Annotated in this window: 15 protein-coding genes and 1 pseudogene; 9 read left to right on the forward strand and 7 right to left on the reverse strand. The window is 70.9% G+C overall.

The features are described from left to right. The first annotated feature begins 75 nt into the window (after positions 1 to 75). The 5 genes from ACZ44S_RS16355 to aroQ all read left to right on the forward strand — a co-directional run bounded on the left by ACZ44S_RS16355 (position 76) and on the right by aroQ (position 6,021). Positions 76 to 654 carry a TerD family protein gene (locus ACZ44S_RS16355; protein WP_190095791.1) on the forward strand — a complete coding sequence of 193 codons (579 nt, stop codon included), beginning with the start codon at positions 76 to 78 and terminating at the stop codon, positions 652 to 654. A 79-nt stretch (positions 655 to 733) separates the two neighbouring features. Beyond that, a complete protein-coding gene (locus ACZ44S_RS16360) occupies positions 734 to 2,743 on the forward strand; it encodes a TerD family protein (protein ID WP_466929306.1) in 2,010 nt (669 codons plus the stop codon). 298 nt (positions 2,744 to 3,041) lie between these two features. Then, positions 3,042 to 4,037: a TerC/Alx family metal homeostasis membrane protein gene (locus tag ACZ44S_RS16365; RefSeq protein ID WP_466929309.1), complete on the forward strand. Its 996-nt coding sequence runs from the start codon at positions 3,042 to 3,044 to the stop codon at positions 4,035 to 4,037. Between the two features lie 286 nt (positions 4,038 to 4,323). After that, on the forward strand, positions 4,324 to 5,424 hold the full coding sequence (locus ACZ44S_RS16370) for a calcium:cation antiporter (RefSeq protein ID WP_466929313.1): 1,101 nt from the start codon (positions 4,324 to 4,326) through the stop codon (positions 5,422 to 5,424). A 123-nt stretch (positions 5,425 to 5,547) separates the two neighbouring features. After that, the gene (gene aroQ / locus ACZ44S_RS16375) at positions 5,548 to 6,021 is read left to right on the forward strand and encodes a type II 3-dehydroquinate dehydratase (protein WP_466929316.1); all 474 of its coding nucleotides are present in this window, start codon (positions 5,548 to 5,550) and stop codon (positions 6,019 to 6,021) included. A 12-nt stretch (positions 6,022 to 6,033) separates the two neighbouring features. Here the strand turns inward: aroQ and ACZ44S_RS16380 are convergent. Further along, positions 6,034 to 6,237: pseudogene (locus ACZ44S_RS16380) on the reverse strand (MBL fold metallo-hydrolase); the annotation flags it as partial. Positions 6,238 to 6,598: 361 nt separating this feature from the next. Between ACZ44S_RS16380 and ACZ44S_RS16385 the strand changes: the two are divergent. Together ACZ44S_RS16385 and ACZ44S_RS16390 are read left to right on the forward strand one after the other, a co-directional pair. Next, positions 6,599 to 7,192: an RNA polymerase sigma factor gene (locus ACZ44S_RS16385; RefSeq protein ID WP_466929318.1), complete on the forward strand. Its 594-nt coding sequence runs from the start codon at positions 6,599 to 6,601 to the stop codon at positions 7,190 to 7,192. Position 7,193: 1 nt separating this feature from the next. After that, positions 7,194 to 8,141: a CU044_5270 family protein gene (locus tag ACZ44S_RS16390; protein WP_466929319.1), complete on the forward strand. Its 948-nt coding sequence runs from the start codon at positions 7,194 to 7,196 to the stop codon at positions 8,139 to 8,141. Between the two features lie 295 nt (positions 8,142 to 8,436). Here the strand turns inward: ACZ44S_RS16390 and ACZ44S_RS16395 are convergent, their stop codons facing one another. Together ACZ44S_RS16395 and ACZ44S_RS16400 are read right to left on the reverse strand one after the other, a co-directional pair. Next, a complete protein-coding gene (locus ACZ44S_RS16395; RefSeq protein ID WP_466929322.1) occupies positions 8,437 to 9,090 on the reverse strand; it encodes an MBL fold metallo-hydrolase in 654 nt (217 codons plus the stop codon). A gap of 39 nt (positions 9,091 to 9,129) precedes the next feature. Then, positions 9,130 to 9,819 carry a maleylpyruvate isomerase family mycothiol-dependent enzyme gene (locus ACZ44S_RS16400; RefSeq protein ID WP_466929324.1) on the reverse strand — a complete coding sequence of 230 codons (690 nt, stop codon included), beginning with the start codon at positions 9,817 to 9,819 and terminating at the stop codon, positions 9,130 to 9,132. 223 nt (positions 9,820 to 10,042) lie between these two features. Between ACZ44S_RS16400 and uvrA the strand changes: the two genes are divergently transcribed. After that, on the forward strand, positions 10,043 to 13,054 hold the full coding sequence (gene uvrA / locus ACZ44S_RS16405; RefSeq protein ID WP_466929327.1) for an excinuclease ABC subunit UvrA: 3,012 nt from the start codon (positions 10,043 to 10,045) through the stop codon (positions 13,052 to 13,054). An 81-nt stretch (positions 13,055 to 13,135) separates the two neighbouring features. Here uvrA and ACZ44S_RS16410 read toward each other — a convergent pair whose 3' ends face one another. Together ACZ44S_RS16410 and ACZ44S_RS16415 are read right to left on the reverse strand one after the other, a co-directional pair. Beyond that, positions 13,136 to 14,053, reverse strand: a complete 918-nt coding sequence (locus ACZ44S_RS16410; RefSeq protein WP_466929329.1) for a carbohydrate kinase family protein — start codon at positions 14,051 to 14,053, stop codon at positions 13,136 to 13,138. Further along, a complete protein-coding gene (locus ACZ44S_RS16415; protein WP_466929331.1) occupies positions 14,050 to 15,126 on the reverse strand; it encodes a LacI family DNA-binding transcriptional regulator in 1,077 nt (358 codons plus the stop codon). Before ACZ44S_RS16415 ends, ACZ44S_RS16410 begins: the two co-directional genes overlap by 4 nt. Positions 15,127 to 15,333: 207 nt before the next feature. Between ACZ44S_RS16415 and ACZ44S_RS16420 the strand changes: the two genes are divergently transcribed. Further along, a complete protein-coding gene (locus tag ACZ44S_RS16420; protein ID WP_466929333.1) occupies positions 15,334 to 15,756 on the forward strand; it encodes a Rieske (2Fe-2S) protein in 423 nt (140 codons plus the stop codon). A gap of 6 nt (positions 15,757 to 15,762) precedes the next feature. On the opposite strand, the gene ACZ44S_RS16425 is transcribed toward ACZ44S_RS16420, so the two are convergent. Both ACZ44S_RS16425 and ACZ44S_RS16430 read right to left on the reverse strand, forming a co-directional pair. Further along, positions 15,763 to 16,710 carry a hypothetical protein gene (locus ACZ44S_RS16425; protein ID WP_466929335.1) on the reverse strand — a complete coding sequence of 316 codons (948 nt, stop codon included), beginning with the start codon at positions 16,708 to 16,710 and terminating at the stop codon, positions 15,763 to 15,765. A gap of 264 nt (positions 16,711 to 16,974) precedes the next feature. Then, positions 16,975 to 17,142, reverse strand: a complete 168-nt coding sequence (locus ACZ44S_RS16430; RefSeq protein ID WP_466929338.1) for a hypothetical protein — start codon at positions 17,140 to 17,142, stop codon at positions 16,975 to 16,977. Between the last annotated feature and the right edge of the window lie 171 nt (positions 17,143 to 17,313).

Raw genomic sequence — 17,313 nt, forward strand, 5'->3', positions numbered from 1 at the left:
TCAGCGCCCCTGCGTAGGGTTCTGGTCAACCGCGGCTCCGCGGCAACAGGGGAAGTTCGAGAGGGGAATCAGCGCGTGACCGTCAACATGACCAAGGGTCAGGCCATCAGTCTGCAGAAGAACGACGGCGGCAGCCTGACCGCGGTGCGCATGGGTCTCGGCTGGCAGGCGGCTCCCCGTCGCGGCCTGTTCGGCTCGCGCACCCGGGAGATCGACCTGGACGCCTCGGCCGTCCTGTTCGCCGACAAGCAGCCCGTCGACGTCGTCTTCTTCCGCCACCTCGTGAGCGACGACGGCTCCGTGCGCCACACCGGTGACAACCTCGTCGGCGGTGTCGGCCAGGGCGGCGACGACGAGGCCATCCTCGTCGACCTGTCGCGGGTCCCGGTCCACATCGACCAGATCGTCTTCACCGTGAACTCCTTCACGGGTCAGACGTTCCAGGAGGTGCAGAACGCGTTCTGCCGCCTCGTCGACGAGACCAACGGCCAGGAGCTCGCCCGCTACACGCTGGCCGGCGGCGGCGCCTACACGGCCCAGATCATGGCCAAGGTGCACCGCACCGGCACCGGCTGGACGATGACGGCGCTCGGCAATCCGGCCAACGGCCGCACCTTCCAGGACCTGATGCCGGCGATCCTGCCGGTCCTCTAGGCATCCGAAGGCTCACCGGCCCCGGCGGGCCGGTGAGCGGCACACGATCCATCACACGCGACGCAGGGGGACGAAGGCGATGACGGCCGAGCTGGTGCGGGGACAGAACCACCCGCTCTCCCAGTCCCGTCTGGAGATCAGGATCTCGGCCGGCACGCCGATCGTGGCCGCGGCCGCGCTCGGCGACGAGAACGGCAGGATCCGCGGGACCGCATGGGTGGCCCACCCGGGTGCCCCCACCCAGCCCGGTCTCGAGGTGTCCCGTCAGGCGGCCGCGGACCACCGTTTGGCGGTGGACCTGGACGCCATGACGGACGCGGTCCACCGCGTCAGCGTGCTGCTCGCCCTGCCCGCCCCGGCCGGCGCTCCCGGGCCCTCCCGGTTCGGCGCCGTGGCGGCCCCCTTCGTCGCCGTCACCGGTCTGGACGGCGACGAGGTCGCCAGCTACACCATCACGGGCCTGGAGGCGGAGTCGGCCGTCGTCGCGCTGGAGCTGTACCGGCGGCAGGGCGCGTGGAAGGTGCGTGCCGTCGGCCAGGGCTACGCGGGGGGCCTGCCCGAACTTCTCACCGACCAGGGCCTGCCCGAGGCCGTGCAGCTCGCGGGCAGCATCAACGAGGCGGTCGCGCAGGGTCTCGCCCGCTCCGTGCAGGCGCCCCCGCCCCGCACCTCCGACGGCGACCGCTCCCGGCAGGCGGCCGCCCCCGCGGTCGGCCCGGACCAGGGCGGCACCGCGCCCCAGGGTGCCACCGGCCCCGTTCCGCCGTCGTACGGCGGGCAGCCGGCCGGCGGGCCCGGACAGGACGGACCGCAGCCGGCGTACGGCGGAGCCGGCACCGCGGACCCGTCCGGGGTCACCGGCGGCGGCCCGGTCAACTACAGCCATCCCCGCAGGCAGACCTCCGCCCCGCCGCCGCCCCCGCCCGCCGCGCCGCAGCCCCGGCCCGGTCAGCCGGCGCAGCCCGTGGCAGGAGACGCGACCGGCTGGTCCATGGAGGAGCGGCTCTACAACCAGGTCTGGGGCATGTTCGAGGACCTGGCCCGCACCACCGCCGCCTACCGGAGCGCCGTCGATTTCGCCGAGTCCCGCATGGACAAGGAGCTCGAGCAGGCCCTGTCCGACCCGCGCAGCCGGATCGGCGGCCAGGGCGATGCCGCCCGCGAGAGCGCCCGGGCCCGGCACGCCGAGCTCGTCGGGCAGGCCCGGGAGTCCCTCGACCGGGACCTCGCCCAGCTCGTCGCCGAGGCCGATGTCGTCGAGCCCGCACTGCCCCCGGCGTTCGCCCGCTGGGACAACCCCGCCTGGCACGCCTACCGGGTGCCGATGGAGATACCCATGGCGCTCCGCCTGGGCGACCTCCGCCTCCCCGAGGCCGAGGGGATCCGCATTCCCATGCTGCTCCGGCTGCCGCTGGAGCGCGGCCTGTGGATCGACAGCGGACGGACCGACGGCATCGACGGGTCGTTCACCGACTCGCACGACATGCGGCGCCTCGCCATGGAGACGGCGGTGGCGCACGCGGCCCGGCTGCTCGCCGTCTACCCGGCGGGCGAGTTCACGGTGCACGTCGTCGACCCGGCCGGCTCCGGCGCGCAGGCACTGGCACCGCTGACGCAGACCGGTGTGCTGGCGGCCCCGCCGGCCCAGGGCGCCGCGGGCGTGACGGACGTGCTGAGCCGGCTCACCCAGCGGGTCGACCTGGTGCAGATGGCGCTGCGCGGAGGTGCCCCGGACGCGCTGCCGCCCGGCTTCGACACCTCCCAGCAGTTGCTCGTCGTCAACGACTTCCCGCACGGCTTCGACGACCGGGCCGTGAACCAGCTGCGCTACCTCGCCGACGAGGGCCCGTCCGTCGGGGTCCATCTGATGATGGTCGCCGACCGCGAGGAGTCGGCGGGCTACGGCCCGCTGCTCGACCCCCTGTGGCGTTCGCTGCTGCGTCTGACGCCGGTGCCCGACGACCATCTGGCCGACCCGTGGGTGGGGCACGCCTGGACGTACGAGCCGCCCCTCGTGCCGCCGGGCAGTCAGGTTCTCCACCAGGTGCTCACCCAGGTCGCCGCGGCTCGCCGTTCATGGAACCGATGACCCGCCGCGCCCTCTTCCGCACCCTTTGATCAAGCACACGCAAAGCCCCATGACCTGCGGCTTTGTATGTTTCTTTACTTGAGTCTTTACCAATCCTTGGTGGTTGGGTACTGTTGACCGCACGGAGGGGAGTACTCCCTGTCTGTGCGGCGACCCCGTCAATACGGATCAGGCCAGATCCCGGGGCGTCGGCCCGAAGGACCGTCGGAGCGCACCAGGCGCTCGAGGCCCGGGTGGAAGAGACCTCCGGCAGCGACGACGCTGACATTTGCCGTGTGACGTATCTGCCGGAGGCGCAGTGGATGTTTCCATGACCCTGTGGGTCTTGACGATCGTGGGCCTGATCGCCCTGATCGCGGTCGACTTCTTCATCGGCCGCAAACCGCATGACGTGTCCATCAAGGAAGCAGGCATCTGGACCATCGTCTGGATCGTCCTGGCCGCACTCTTCGGCCTGGGCCTGCTGATCTGGGGCGGGGGACAGCCCGCGGGCGAGTTCTTCGCCGGTTACATCACCGAGAAGTCGCTGAGCGTCGACAACCTCTTCGTCTTCGTCCTGATCATGGCGAAGTTCGCCGTGCCTTCGCAGTACCAGCAGCGAGTGCTGCTCGTCGGCGTGCTCATCGCCCTGGTGCTGCGCGCGATCTTCATCGCCGCCGGCGCCGCGATCATCGCCAGCTTCTCGTGGGTGTTCTACATCTTCGGAGCCTTCCTGATCTGGACCGCCTGGAAGCTCATCCAGGAGGCCCGGGCCGACGCGGAAGACGAGGAGTACGAGGAGAACAAGCTGCTCAAGGCCGCCGAGCGCCGCTTCGGTGTGGCCGACCGGTACCACGGCACCAAGCTGTGGATCGAGCAGAACGGCAAGCGGGTCATGACCCCCATGCTTGTCGTCATGCTCGCCATCGGCACCACGGACATCCTGTTCGCGCTCGACTCGATCCCCGCGATCTTCGGTCTGACGCAGGACCCGTACATCGTGTTCACGGCGAACGCGTTCGCACTGATGGGCCTCAGGCAGCTGTACTTCCTCATCGGCGGACTGCTGCGGAAGCTGGTCCACCTCTCCTACGGGCTGTCGATCATCCTCGGATTCATCGGCGTGAAGCTCGTGCTCCACGCACTGCACGAGTCCGGGGTGCACGTCCCCGAGATCAGCATCCCCGTCTCGCTGGGCGTGATCTGCTCGGTCCTGATCGTCACGACGATCACCAGCCTCCGGGCCTCCCGCAAGCAGGCCGAAGCGGCCGGAGACCGAGGCGATACCCGGGTGAAGAACGACATCGACGTCTGACCCGGTCGGACCAGGAAACACGGGCACCGGGAGCGGAGGGCAGCACAACGCCGGCCATCGCTCCCGGTGCCCTCATGTCTTCCCCCGGCGCCGCCCGTCGGCGCCGACCTGACACCACTCGCACGAGGAGGCCATGCGTGACCTTGACGACCCCGAGACGATCAGAGCGGCGCAGCGGAGGGACACGCCGGACGGCGGTGACACCTCCGTCGCCCCCCATGGTCGGCCGTCGGGCGCAGGACTCCGGCAGGGTGCGACACCCCGCCCCGTCTGGGACGATCGCACCATGATCGGTCGGCTCAGGCCACTCGCGACGCAGTGGACGACCGTCGTGCCCGTGCTCGCCGTGGTGCTGCTGGTGCTGACCTGGGGCCGGGACCTGCCCGGCTGGATCGTCGGGGTGGTGACCCTGGTCCTCGCGGCGTCCGTCCTGGCAGCCGTGCACCATGCCGAAGTGGTGGCCCACAGAGTGGGGGAGCCCTTCGGCTCCCTGGTTCTGGCGGTCGCCGTCACCGTCATCGAGGTGGCGCTGATCGTCACGCTGATGATCGACGGCGGCGACAAGAGCGCGACGCTTGCCAGAGACACCGTGTTCGCGGCCGTCATGATCACCGTCAACGGCATCCTCGGACTGAGCCTGCTGGTCGGCTCGCTGCGCCACGGCACGGCGGTCTTCAACTCGGAAGGCACCGGAGCGGCCCTCGCCACCGTGGCCACCCTGGCGACCCTCAGCCTGGTCCTGCCGACGTTCACCACGAGCAAGCCCGGCCCCGAGTTCTCCACCGTGCAACTCTCGTTCGCGGCGGTCTCCTCGCTGATCCTCTACGCCCTGTTCGTCGCGACCCAGACCGTCAGACATCGCGACTACTTCCTGCCGATAGTCAAGCAGGGCGAGGCGGCCAAGCCGGAGGAGCACGCCGCGGCCCCCTCCACCCGCACCGCCCTGATCAGTCTGGGCCTGCTGGGACTGGCCCTGATCGGTGTGGTCGGCCTCGCCAAGGGGGTCTCGCCCACCATCGAGTCGGGAGTGGAGGCTGCCGGGCTGCCCCACTCCGTCGTCGGTGTGATCATCGCCCTGCTGGTCCTCCTCCCGGAGACCATCGCCGCGGTGCGGGCCGCGCGCCGCGACCAGGTGCAGACCAGCATGAACCTCGCGCTCGGCTCGGCGATGGCCAGCATCGGCCTGACCATCCCCGCCGTCGCGCTGGCCTCCCTCTGGCTGCCAGGACCCCTCGTCCTGGGCCTCGGCAACACCCATATGGTGCTGCTCGCCCTGACCATGGTGGTCGGTGCGCTGACGGTGGTGCCCGGCCGGGCCACACCACTCCAGGGCGGAGTGCACCTGGTACTGCTCGCCGCCTATCTGGAGCTGGCGGTCAACCCGTAGAGCGACGCGCGGATCAGCAGGGTGCCGCGCAGGGACCCAACGGCCCTGCGCGGCACCGTGATAGACCGGGGGCGAGCGGCGGCTCCGGACAGGGCCGTCCCACCCCGACGGACCGGAGGAACCGTGCCCCGCAACCTGGCCAGCGCCCCGATCATGATCCTCAACGGGCCCAACCTGAACCTGCTCGGACAGCGCCAGCCGGAGATCTACGGCTCCGACACGCTCGCCGACGTGGAGGCGATGTGCGCCAAGGCGGCGGCCGCGCGGGGCGGCACGGTGGACCTGCGCCAGTCCAACCACGAAGGGCAGCTGGTGGACTGGATCCACGAGGCGCGGCTGAACCACTGCGGGATCGTCATCAATCCCGGCGCGTACTCGCACACCTCGGTCGCGATCCTGGACGCCCTCAACGCCTGTGACGGACTGCCCGTGATCGAGGTCCACATCTCCAACATCCACCGGCGCGAGTCCTTCCGGCACCACTCGTACGTCTCGCTGCGCGCCGACGGGGTCATCGCGGGGTGCGGAGTGCAGGGATACGTGTTCGCGGTGGAGCGGATCGCCGCACTCGCCGGACCGGGACGGGCCGAGGCGTAGGCGCGGCACCGTTCACCAGCCCCGCGCGCGCCACTCCGGCAGATGCGGGCGTTCCGCGCCCAGGGTGGTGTCGTTGCCGTGGCCGGGGTAGACCCACGTCTCGTCCGGCAGGACCTCGTAGATCTTGGTCTCCACGTCATGCAGCAGACTGGCGAACGCCTCCGGGTCCTTGTGGGTGTTGCCCACACCGCCCGGGAACCCGATGTCGCCGGAGAACGTCGCGCTGTCGAACCAGCGCCCTGGAAGGTCACGGAGCCGAACTCGGCGTCGCCCTGGAAGGCTGCCGGATCGAACCTGAACAGCCGTCGTGTCTCCGTCCAGAGCGCCCGACTCTCCCGGTAGGACCTGGTGTTGGCGTCTGGGTGAGCTCCTGAGCATGACCATGTCTTAAGCCTCCGGAGCGGAGCGCCGCTGTCACGGATTCTGGTGACGACAGCTCGTGGGCTGTCCGGGCACGCGAGCTGCCGCATCTCCGTGCGCGCGGTTTCAACACCTGTGCGTGAACCCTCCTGGCCGCTTCGGACAACAAAGGGGTGGAACGCAATCCACTCCTACTGCACGAAGAAGCGAGGGCCTCGTGGGGGAGCCACCCACCGACGACGCGCTGGTCATCCAGGAATCCCTGGAGCGGCCGGAGATATTCGCCAGGCTTTACGACAGACACGCCGCCGAGATCCACCGGTATGTGATGCGCCGGCTGGGCGACAGCCACGCCGACGACATCACGGCGCAGACCTTCCTCATCGCCTTCCGCAACCGCGCCCGCTACGACGTCGCGCGCGCCGGGGCCCGGCCGTGGCTCTACGGCATCGCGGGCAACCTCATCGGCAGCCACCGCCGCTCCGAGGTGCGGGCGCTGCGGGCGCTGGCCCGTACCGGCGTCGACCCGGTGGCCGAGTCCTGGTCGGAACGGGCCGACGAGCGGGTGACGGCCGAGGCCTCGCAGCAGGCGCTGGCCGGGGCGATCGCGGCCTTGCCCGGGAAGGACCGCCATGTGCTGCTGCTGGTCGCCTGGGCGGACCTCACCTACCAGGAGTGTGCCGACGCCCTCGGGGTGCCGGTCGGCACGGTCCGCTCCCGGTTGAACCGGGCGCGGCGCAAGATGCGGAAGGCGCTCGGCGCCGACCCCACCCTCGTAAGCGACCACAACGGGGCGGTATCCCATGGATGACATGACCAAGCTGCACGAGTGGCGCGCCGATGCGCCGACGCCGGACCGGGCGCGGTTGGTTCCCGGCCGCCAGAAGCTGCTGGGAGCAGCGCAGCAGGGCTCTGTCCGCAGGATGCGGCTGGACTGGCGCGTGACGGCTGCGGGAGGTGCCGCGACGGTGATCACCATCGCGGCGATGGTGGCCATGCTTGTCGGTGGCGGTGGACCCGAGCGCGGCGTGCAGCCTGCCGGCCCCGACCTGACGTCCGCGACGGCACTCCTGGGGCAGGCGGCGGAAGTGGTGTCGCAGCAGCCGGATCTGCATCCGCGCGACGGCCAGTGGGTCTACCTGAAGACCGCGCAGTGCCGGTCTGGAGCGTCGGACGCGGCGCCCGATGCCAAGCCCGAGGTGAGCGAGGAGTGGGTCCAGTACGACAGCCCCGTGAGGGAGGACGACAAGGACGGCGACACCGAGCCCTCGCAGCGGCGGCTGTATCGTCTGCTCGCCTCGCTGCCGGACGATCCGGCCGAGATCCGGAAGCAGGCGGCGGACATGTTCCCCATGGGCAAGGACACCGGCTTGACGCGTGAGCAGGTCGAGACCTTCGCGCTCCTGGCGACCCTCGACGAGGCCTATCCCGTGCATCCGCAGGGGATGGCCAAGCTGTACCGGGCCCTCGCCGCGGACCCCGGAATCGAGGTGGTGCCGCACCTGGTGAAGGACCCCATGGGGCATGACGCCATCGCCATATACCCGGACCTGGGCAGCAAGGCCGTTCAGCGCCGGGAGTACCTCCTCGACCCCGATACCTTCCAGTACCAGGGAACCCAGTCGGTCGCGGTGCGCGACTACGAGGAGACGTATGAGGACGGCTCGTCGGCCGGGCGCTCGTACAAGAAGGGCGAGGTCGCATTCTGCGAGATGAAGATGACCCAGTCCCTCGTCGACCGTGACGGTGAGAAGCCCTGAACCGACCGGGCGGCAGTGGCCCCGTGCTCGTGAGCCTTGCGGCGGGCCGCCCAGGCGGCGCCGAGCGGCACAGCCGCTGCGCAGAGGTGGAGGGGCCTCCTGGCCCGGCCCGCTCCGCCATCGCGAGCTCGCTGACCGGGCTGAAACCCTGGCGGCAGTCAGACACCTGCTCGTGGTTCTGGTCCAACGCGCTGGACGCAACCGTCCGTGGAGCGTGGCGCTCATCGAGCCCGACGGGCCTGAACGCGCGACCCCCTCATTTCGGTTCGAAACGGGGGCGGTCGTCGTTGGACGGTTACCAGCCTCGTGCGCGCCACTCCGCGATGTGGGGCCGCTCCGTGCCGATGGTGGTGTCGTTGCCGTGGCCGGGGTAGACCCACGTCTCGTCGGGCAGGACGTCGAAGACCTTGGTCTCCAGGTCGTCCATGAGGGAGTTGAACTCTTCCGGACGTGTTGTCCTGCCGGGACCGCCCGGGAACAGGCAGTCCCCGGTGAACACATGCGGATGCCCGTAAGGATCGTCGTAGACCAGAGCGATCGAGCCGGGTGTGTGTCCGACCAGATGGCGGGCGGTGAGCTCCACCCGCCCCACGCGGATGATGTCGCCGTCGTCGACCAGCACATCGGTCGGCACCGGGATGCCCTCGGCGTCCTCCCGGCCCGCGTGGGTGCGGGCGCCGGTGGCCGCCACGACCTCGGCGAGCGCCTGCCAGTGGTCGCCGTGCCGGTGGGTGGTGACGACGGACGCGATGCCGTCGTCACCGATCGTGCCCAGCAGGGCCCCCGCGTCGTTGGCCGCGTCGATCAGCAGCTGCTCGTCGGTGGCCCGGCAACGCAGCAGATAGGCGTTGTTGTCCATGGGGCCGACCGCGACCTTCGTGATCATCAGGTCCTTGAGTTCATGCACGTCGGCTGGGCCGCCGACCGTCACCCGACCGCTGTACGTCATGCACGTCAGCCTATAGCGGGAACCCGCGCCCGACAGGCGCTACAGCGGGGGAAGCGACGGAAGTCCGCCGCCCTTCACCGCCAGACCGGAGCCGTCCCGGCGGCCGGCGAGCCAGCCCAGCAGGTCGGCCGGCGTCCCCTCGACCGTCACGGGCCCGCCGTCCGCCCCGCCGCCGGTCGTCCAGGTCCTGCCGTCCACGGTGGCCAGTGCGGTCACCGGTACGTCCCGGTGACCGGTGAACCGGGCCGCGAGGAAGTCGATCTCCCGCTCGGTGAACTCCTCGGGCAGGTCCTCCAGCTCGTAGCCGATGCCGAGGTCCACGTGGTGCAGTTCCACCTCGGCCCAGCGCCGGAACGGCACCCGCTCCGCGCGGTCGGTGATGCCGTTGCGCAGTTCGACCGTGCGTGACCAGTCCGCCGGGGCCGCGCCCGCCGCGCGGAAGCGTTCCGCGCTCTCCCGCAGGTCGGCGAGGTGGGCGTCGAGGGAGCGCGGGGCGCCCTGCTCGATGTCGGCGTCCCGGGCCTCGCCGGAGACGTACATCGGCCGGCCCTCCAGCACGTTCACCAGGGCGTCCGCGTTGCGGGCCAGGTGGGCCAGCACATGGCCCCGGGTCCAGCCGGGCAGGCGTGACGACTGGGTCACAGCCGCGTTGTCCAGGGTGCCGACCGCAGTGAGCAGCCGTTCGGTAGCGGCTTGTACAGACGCCAGGTCATCAGCGTGATCAATCATGGTGCTGACCCTAGCTCGATCACACCTTCGGGTGAAGGCGGTGAACCGGCACGCAAAATCGAATGCACGTGCTATATGGTCGGGTGCGGCGTCGGGCATGCTGGAGAGCCGGGGTTTGTTGACAACCCGTGAATCCGAACCGGCGTTGTCAGTGGCTCCCCCTAGTCTGAGGAAGACGGGGGCTCCGCCCCTGTCACTTCTCTCAAGAAAGGTGCGGACCGGCGTGGCCGACCGTCTCATCGTCCGTGGAGCGCGCGAGCACAACCTCAAGAACGTCTCGCTCGATCTCCCGCGCGACTCGCTCATCGTCTTCACGGGCCTGTCGGGGTCGGGCAAGTCCTCGCTGGCCTTCGACACCATCTTCGCGGAGGGGCAGCGGCGCTACGTGGAGTCGCTCTCCTCGTACGCCCGGCAGTTCCTCGGCCAGATGGACAAGCCGGACGTCGACTTCATCGAGGGCCTGTCCCCGGCGGTCTCCATCGACCAGAAGTCGACCTCCCGCAACCCGCGCTCCACGGTCGGCACCATCACCGAGGTCTACGACTACCTGCGTCTGCTCTTCGCGCGCATCGGCAAGCCGCACTGCCCCGAATGCGGTCGGCCGATCTCCCGCCAGTCCCCGCAGGCCATCGTCGACAAGGTCCTGCAGCTGCCGGAGGGCAGCCGCTTCCAGGTGCTCTCCCCCCTGGTGCGCGAGCGCAAGGGCGAGTTCGTCGACCTCTTCTCCGATCTCCAGACCAAGGGCTACTCGCGCGCGCGGGTGGACGGGGAGACGATCCAGCTCTCCCAGCCGCCCACGCTGAAGAAGCAGGAGAAGCACACCATCGAGGTGGTCGTCGACCGCCTCACGGTCAAGGACAGCGCCAAGCGCCGCCTCACCGACTCCGTGGAGACCGCCCTCGGCCTGTCCGGCGGCATGGTCGTGCTCGACTTCGTCGACCTCCCCGCGGACGACCCCGAGCGCGAGCGGATGTACTCCGAGCACCTGTACTGCCCGTACGACGACCTGTCCTTCGAGGAGCTCGAGCCGCGCTCCTTCTCCTTCAACTCACCCTTCGGCGCCTGCCCCGAGTGCACCGGCATCGGCACGCGCATGGAGGTCGACCCCGAGCTGATCGTGCCCGACCCGGACAAGAGCCTGGACGAGGGCGCCATCCACCCGTGGTCGCACGGCCACACCAAGGACTACTTCGACCGCCTGATCGGCGCCCTCGCGGACGCGCTGGGTTTCCGTACGGACATCCCCTTCGCGGGGCTGCCGCAGCGCGCCAAGAAGGCCCTGCTGCACGGCCACAAGACCCAGGTCGAGGTCCGCTACCGCAACCGCTACGGCCGTGAGCGCCGGTACACCACGGCCTTCGAGGGCGCCGTCCCCTTCGTCAAGCGCCGGCACAGCGAGGCCGAGAGCGACGCCAGCAGGGAGCGCTTCGAGGGCTACATGCGAGAGGTGCCCTGCCCGTCCTGCGAGGGCACCCGGCTCAAGCCGGTCGTCCTCGCAGTCACCGTCATGGGCAAGTCCATCGCCGAGGTCTCCGGGATGTCCATCAGCGACTGCGCGGACTTCCTGGGCGAGCTGAAGCTCACCGCACGCGACAAGAAGATCGCCGAGCGCGTGCTCAAGGAGGTCAACGAACGGCTGCGCTTCCTGGTCGACGTCGGTCTGGACTACCTCTCGCTCAACCGCGCGGCAGGCACCCTCTCCGGCGGTGAGGCCCAGCGCATCCGCCTGGCCACCCAGATCGGCTCCGGACTCGTCGGCGTGCTCTACGTCCTCGACGAGCCCTCCATCGGCCTGCACCAGCGCGACAACCACCGTCTGATCGAGACCCTGGTCCGGCTGCGCGACATGGGCAACACCCTCATCGTCGTCGAACACGACGAGGACACCATCAAGGTCGCCGACTGGATCGTCGACATCGGCCCCGGCGCCGGTGAGCACGGCGGCAAGGTCGTGCACAGCGGCTCCCTGAAGGAGCTGCTGGCCAACGCCGAGTCGCAGACCGGCCAGTACCTGGCCGGCAAGAAGGCCATTCCGCTGCCCGACATCCGCCGCCCGCACGACCCGTCGCGCCGGCTCACGGTGCACGGCGCCCGCGAGAACAACCTCCAGGACATCGACGTGTCCTTCCCGCTGGGTGTCTTCACCGCGGTCACGGGCGTGTCCGGCTCCGGCAAGTCCACCCTGGTCAACGACATCCTCTACACGCACCTGGCACGCGAGCTGAACGGCGCGCGGAGCGTCCCCGGCCGGCACACGCGCGTGGACGGCGACGACCTCGTCGACAAGGTCGTCCACGTCGACCAGTCGCCCATCGGCCGCACCCCGCGCTCCAACCCGGCGACGTACACCGGTGTCTTCGACCATGTGCGCAAGCTGTTCGCCGAGACGACGGAGGCGAAGGTCCGCGGCTACATGCCGGGCCGCTTCTCCTTCAACGTCAAGGGCGGCCGCTGCGAGAACTGCGCGGGCGACGGCACGATCAAGATCGAGATGAACTTCCTCCCGGACGTGTACGTCCCGTGCGAGGTCTGCCACGGCGCCCGCTACAACCGGGAGACCCTGGAGGTCCACTACAAGGGCAAGTCCATCGCCGACGTGTTGAACATGCCGATCGAAGAGGCCATGCACTTCTTCGAGGCGGTCCCGGCGATCTCCCGCCACCTCAGGACGCTCAACGACGTCGGCCTCGGCTATGTCCGCCTGGGCCAGTCCGCGACCACCCTGTCCGGCGGTGAGGCGCAGCGCGTGAAGCTCGCCAGCGAGCTGCAGAAGCGCTCCACCGGCCGCACGGTCTACGTGCTGGACGAGCCGACCACCGGTCTGCACTTCGAGGACATCAGCAAGCTGCTGACGGTGCTCTCCGGCCTGGTCGACAAGGGCAACACGGTCATCGTCATCGAGCACAACCTGGACGTGATCAAGACCGCCGACTGGGTCGTCGACATGGGTCCCGAAGGCGGTTCCGGCGGCGGCCTGGTCGTCGCGGAGGGCACGCCCGAGCAGGTGGCGGGCGTTCCGGCGAGCCACACCGGCAAGTTCCTGAGGGAGATCCTGGGATCGGACCGGATCAGCGACGCCACCCAGGTGCGGGCCCCGCGCAAGACGGCGGCGAAGAAGACGGTCGCCGCCAGGGCCACCACCCGGAAGACGGCCACGAAGACGGTCGGCGCCGCCGCGAAGAAGACGGCCACCAAGGCCGCCGCGAAGAAGGCGACGCGGGCCCCCAAGGCCTGACCGGCCGCCCGCGCCGACACACACCGAGCGCCGTGCCGCGCAGGGGACCGAGCGTCCCCGCGCGGCACGGCGCTCGGTGCGTCAGACGCCCTCCGGCTCCAGCTCGTGCGCATACGGCGGTTCCGCCCCCGCGCGCGAGCAGGTGATCGCCGCCGCGCGGGCCGCGAAGCCGAGCAGGCCGGTCCAGCCCTCCGCCCCCAGGGCGTCCACGCCCTCGTCACTGAGCGCTCCGCGGGCCGCGAGGCCGTGCAGCAGTGCCGCGTTCACCGTGTCACCGGCGCCGATCGTGTCCACCACCCGCACCCGCTCACCCGGCACGGCGTACTCCTCGCCCGCGCGGGTGAACACCGTCAGGCCGTCCCCGCCCCGGGTGACCACGACCGCCGCGGGACCGGCCGTCAGCCACTCCCGCGGCGACCCGCCGAGCCACCGGGCGTCCTCCTCGGACAGCTTCAGCAGTGACACCGACGGCAGCCAGCTCCTGAACCGGGCCCGGTAGGCGTCGGCATCCGGGATCAGCCCCGCCCGGACATTGGGGTCCAGCGCCGTGAACACGCCCTGTGCGGACGCGGTGCGCATCAGCTCCTCGTAGGCGCTCGCACCGGGCTCCAGCACCAGCGAGCAGGTCCCGAAGGACACCGCGCGGGTGCCGGGCGGCAGCGCCTCGGGCGCCGTGAACAGGCGGTCCGCGGTCCCTTCCACGTAGAAGGAGTACGCGGCCGAACCGTCCGTGCCGACGGTGGCCACGGCCAGCGTCGTCGGTTCGTCGCCCCGCTGCACCGACGCCACGTCCACCCCGGTCTCCCGCAGCCGGTCCAGCAGTGCCTCGCCGAAGCCGTCACGGGACACCCGGGAGCAGAAGGCGGCGGGGGAGCCCAGGCGGCCCAGCGCCACCGCGGTGTTGAAGGGGCCGCCGCCGAGCGCCGGCGTCAGCGCCGCGAGCGCACCCGCGCCGCGCGGTACCAGGTCGATCAGTGCCTCACCGGCTACGACGATCACGAGAGGGGTCCTTTCTCGGGGGCTCGGGGTCCTCGGAGCGCGGGCCGCTCCGGTTCGTCGGGGCAGCCGCAGGAGGTGCGGTGCACGAACGCGCACGGGAGCCGTTCGGTCCGCGCGGGGCGGTCCGGCTCGGCGAGACGGTCCAGGAGCACCCGCACGGCACGGGCACCGATGTCCCTGCTGGGCTGGGCCACGGCCGTGAGGCGGGGCGAGAACAGGTCCGCCCAGGCGAAGTCGTCGAAGCAGCACAGGGCGATGTCCCCGGGCACGGACAGCCCATGGGCGCGCAGGGCCCGCAGCGCGCCGATCGTCATGGTGTTGTTCGCGGTGACCAGCGCGGTGGGACGCGAGCCGAGGGCCAGCAGGGCGGCGGTGGCCCGTTCCGCCCCCTCCGACCGGGAGTCGCCGTGCAGCAGGATCCGCTCGTCGTACGGCAGACCGGCGGCGGCCAGCCCGTGCCGGTACCCGGTGATCCGCTCGGCGGTCGTGCTGAGGCCGGGCAGCCCCGCGACCAGGGCGATACGGCGGTGTCCGAGGCCGGCGAGATGGGTGACCAGGCGGGACGTCGGTCCGGTGCTCTCGGCGCAGACCTGGTCGAAGCGGGGGCCGCCGTCGTCCGCGGGGTCGTCGACCAGCCGGTCCAGGAACACGGCGGGCACGCGGTGGCGGCCGAGGTAGGTGAGAAGCTCGCGCGGCCGCGCGGAGGGCGCGACGATCAGGCCCTCCACGCGGCGTTCGTGCAACAGCTGGACGACCTTGCGCTCGTGCGCGGGGTCGTCGTGCGGGTCGGCGATGAGGAGGCTGTAGCCGTGCTCCAGGGCGGCGGCCTCGACACCTTGCAGGATCTCGGTGAAATAGGGATTGCTGATCGCCGACACCGCGAGGCCGATGGACCGGGTCCGGGAGGTCACCAGGGAGCGGGCGAGGGTGTTGGGGGTGTAGCCGAGTTCCTCGATGGCGTCGAGGACCGCCTGGCGGGTGTGGGGGCGGACCGGGCGGGTGTCGTTGAGCACGTGGGAGACGGTGGCGACGGAGACGCCGGCGTGGCGGGCCACGTCTGTCATGGTCGCCATCGTGGGGGTCCCTCCGGGGGTGCGGTTCGTGTACCGGTTGGGGACCGTATCCCATTCGGGGGGTGGTCGTAAACGTTTGCGTAAGCGTTTACGCACGTGGGGGTGGGCCGGGGGCGGTTGCGCAGCCCGGCGCTTGCGGGGTGCCGTCGCGCCCAGCGTGCCGCCCCAGCGGCACGACTGCCCGCGAGGGCGGATATCGTCCCCCGTATGTCCGTCCGACCTGCTGCAAGCCGTCGTGTTGTTCTGCGGGGTGCTGTTCTCGCCCCCGTTGCCGGAGTGGGGCTCTCCGGGTGCAAGGGGGGTGCCGACGACCGGTCGGCGCCGCTGAGCGAGCCCGTCGAGCTGGGCCCCGAGAGCGAGGTCGCCGAGGGAGGCGCGAAGCTGTACCGGGACCACAACGTCGTGGTCAGCCGGAGCGGCGACGGAACGCTCAAGGCGTACGACACCGTCTGCACGCACGCGGGCTGCCCGATCAACAAGCTGGACGGGACGAAGCTGATCTGCCCCTGTCACGGCAGCGAGTTCGACGCCACGACCGGAAAGGTGCTGCGCGAGCCGGCCGTGGCCCCGCTGCAGCCGCTGGTCGTGGAGGTCGAGAACGGCACGCTGATCGCCAAGCCGCAGACCTGACCGGGGTCACTCCCAGTCCCAGGAGATCCCCACATAGCCCGACCGCACCCGCGGTTCCACCAGGTGCACCGAGCGGTGCCGTGCGCTGAGCGGCAGCTCCTGACGTCCCCCGCGTGGCGCCGCCGCCGAGTGCTGGGTGAAACGGTGGCAGCGCACCGGGAGCACCCCGGGTTCGAACCACACCTGGAGCGCGTACTGGCCGCCGGGGGAGTCCGCCCCGCGCAGATACTCGCGTGAGACGCCCGCCGTGCCGTCCTCGACGGCGTAGCGGAAGAGGAAGGTGTCACCGGCCCGCAGCCGGGTGTCGAAGAGGAGCTCGGCGGCGAGCACGCCGGTGTCGTGGTGCCAACGCACGCGACCGATGCGGCAGTTCTCCAGGGCGTGCACACGCATCCGCTCCGGCGCGGAGCCCGGGTCGCCGTATTGGACGGCCACATGGCGGTCGACGCCGTCCCGGTGTGCGCGCACGATGTGGTGCGACTCGCGTTCCGCCAGTTCCCGGCGGGCACCGACGCGCACTCGCTCGTGGTGGCCCAGGGTGTGCAGCCCACCGTCGCGCGGCGCGCCGAGCTCGTCCAGCAGCTGCTCCAGGACGCCCGACGCCTCCACCAGGGACCGGTAGGACCGGCCGGGGGAATGCCGGTCCGCCGTCCGCTCGTCCGACTCGGCGAGGAGGCGGATGAGCGACTCCTCCGGCAGCTGCAGGATCTCCTCCAGCGCCCGTACGGCGCGCAGGGACTCCGGGCGCTGCGGGCGGCGGGCGCCCTGCTGCCAGTAACTCAGACTGGTGACGCCTACCTTGACGCCGTGGCGCGACAGATGGTGCTGTACCCGCTGCAACGGCAGTCCCCGCGCCGCTATCGCGGCGCGCAGGGCGACGTGGAACGGTCCGCCGCTCAGGGCCGAGTCCAGTTCCGCGGTGGCGACGTCCGCGTGCTGTGTGGCGTGCGGCATGCAGGGGCCTTTCTGTGAATGTCCACAACGGCTGGTCAGACCGTTCGCGCGGGGCACCCAGGAGCCCGCCCCCGTCGGCGCGGCGAAGCCTTCACATCCGTACGCCGTCGTTCAGGGCCCCGAGTTCCCCCGCATTGAAGCGTGTTGACCAAGTCCCGACAACACCTGAGGCCCAACAGCGGCGCACACCTGTCGGGGGCCGCACCGGCCCCTGGGCCGGCACGGCCCCCGGGGCACGTACCGTGATGCGGTTTTCGTCCGGCTCTACGCCTCTCCGGCTGCGTCCGGCTCCCGGAGAGCGAGCCGCAGGCGCTTCGCGCGCACGATGTCCGGATCGCGTGGGTCGAGGGACTCGACGGTCGCGGACATCTCGTCGGCGTACCGGCGGGACCGGGCCGGCCGCCGTGGTTTCTCGATCCGTGTCCGTCGCATTCGACCAGCCCTCCGACTCGTGACCGCCCTCATGTCCGCCATGTCGCCTTCGTGACGTCTCACGATCGTCTGAAGGGCGGAACCCCCACCTTCCCGCTTCCCGACCGCCGTAACCCATCCGGAGCCCGCCGGGCCCCGGCTGTCCACAGCCTCGCCGCGGTGTCGGTCCCC

The sequence above is a fragment of the Streptomyces malachitofuscus genome (assembly GCF_055571035.1).

Coding starts and splice junctions, on each gene's coding strand:
- ACZ44S_RS16390 (WP_466929319.1), top strand. CDS start 7,194: ATGACCAAGCTGCACGAGTGGCGCGCCGATGCGCCGACGCCGGACCGG.
- ACZ44S_RS16400 (WP_466929324.1), bottom strand. CDS start 9,819: ATGATTGATCACGCTGATGACCTGGCGTCTGTACAAGCCGCTACCGAA.
- ACZ44S_RS16420 (WP_466929333.1), top strand. CDS start 15,334: ATGTCCGTCCGACCTGCTGCAAGCCGTCGTGTTGTTCTGCGGGGTGCT.
- ACZ44S_RS16360 (WP_466929306.1), top strand. CDS start 734: ATGACGGCCGAGCTGGTGCGGGGACAGAACCACCCGCTCTCCCAGTCC.
- ACZ44S_RS16370 (WP_466929313.1), top strand. CDS start 4,324: ATGATCGGTCGGCTCAGGCCACTCGCGACGCAGTGGACGACCGTCGTG.
- ACZ44S_RS16425 (WP_466929335.1), bottom strand. CDS start 16,710: ATGCCGCACGCCACACAGCACGCGGACGTCGCCACCGCGGAACTGGAC.
- ACZ44S_RS16415 (WP_466929331.1), bottom strand. CDS start 15,126: ATGGCGACCATGACAGACGTGGCCCGCCACGCCGGCGTCTCCGTCGCC.
- ACZ44S_RS16395 (WP_466929322.1), bottom strand. CDS start 9,090: ATGACGTACAGCGGTCGGGTGACGGTCGGCGGCCCAGCCGACGTGCAT.
- ACZ44S_RS16430 (WP_466929338.1), bottom strand. CDS start 17,142: ATGCGACGGACACGGATCGAGAAACCACGGCGGCCGGCCCGGTCCCGC.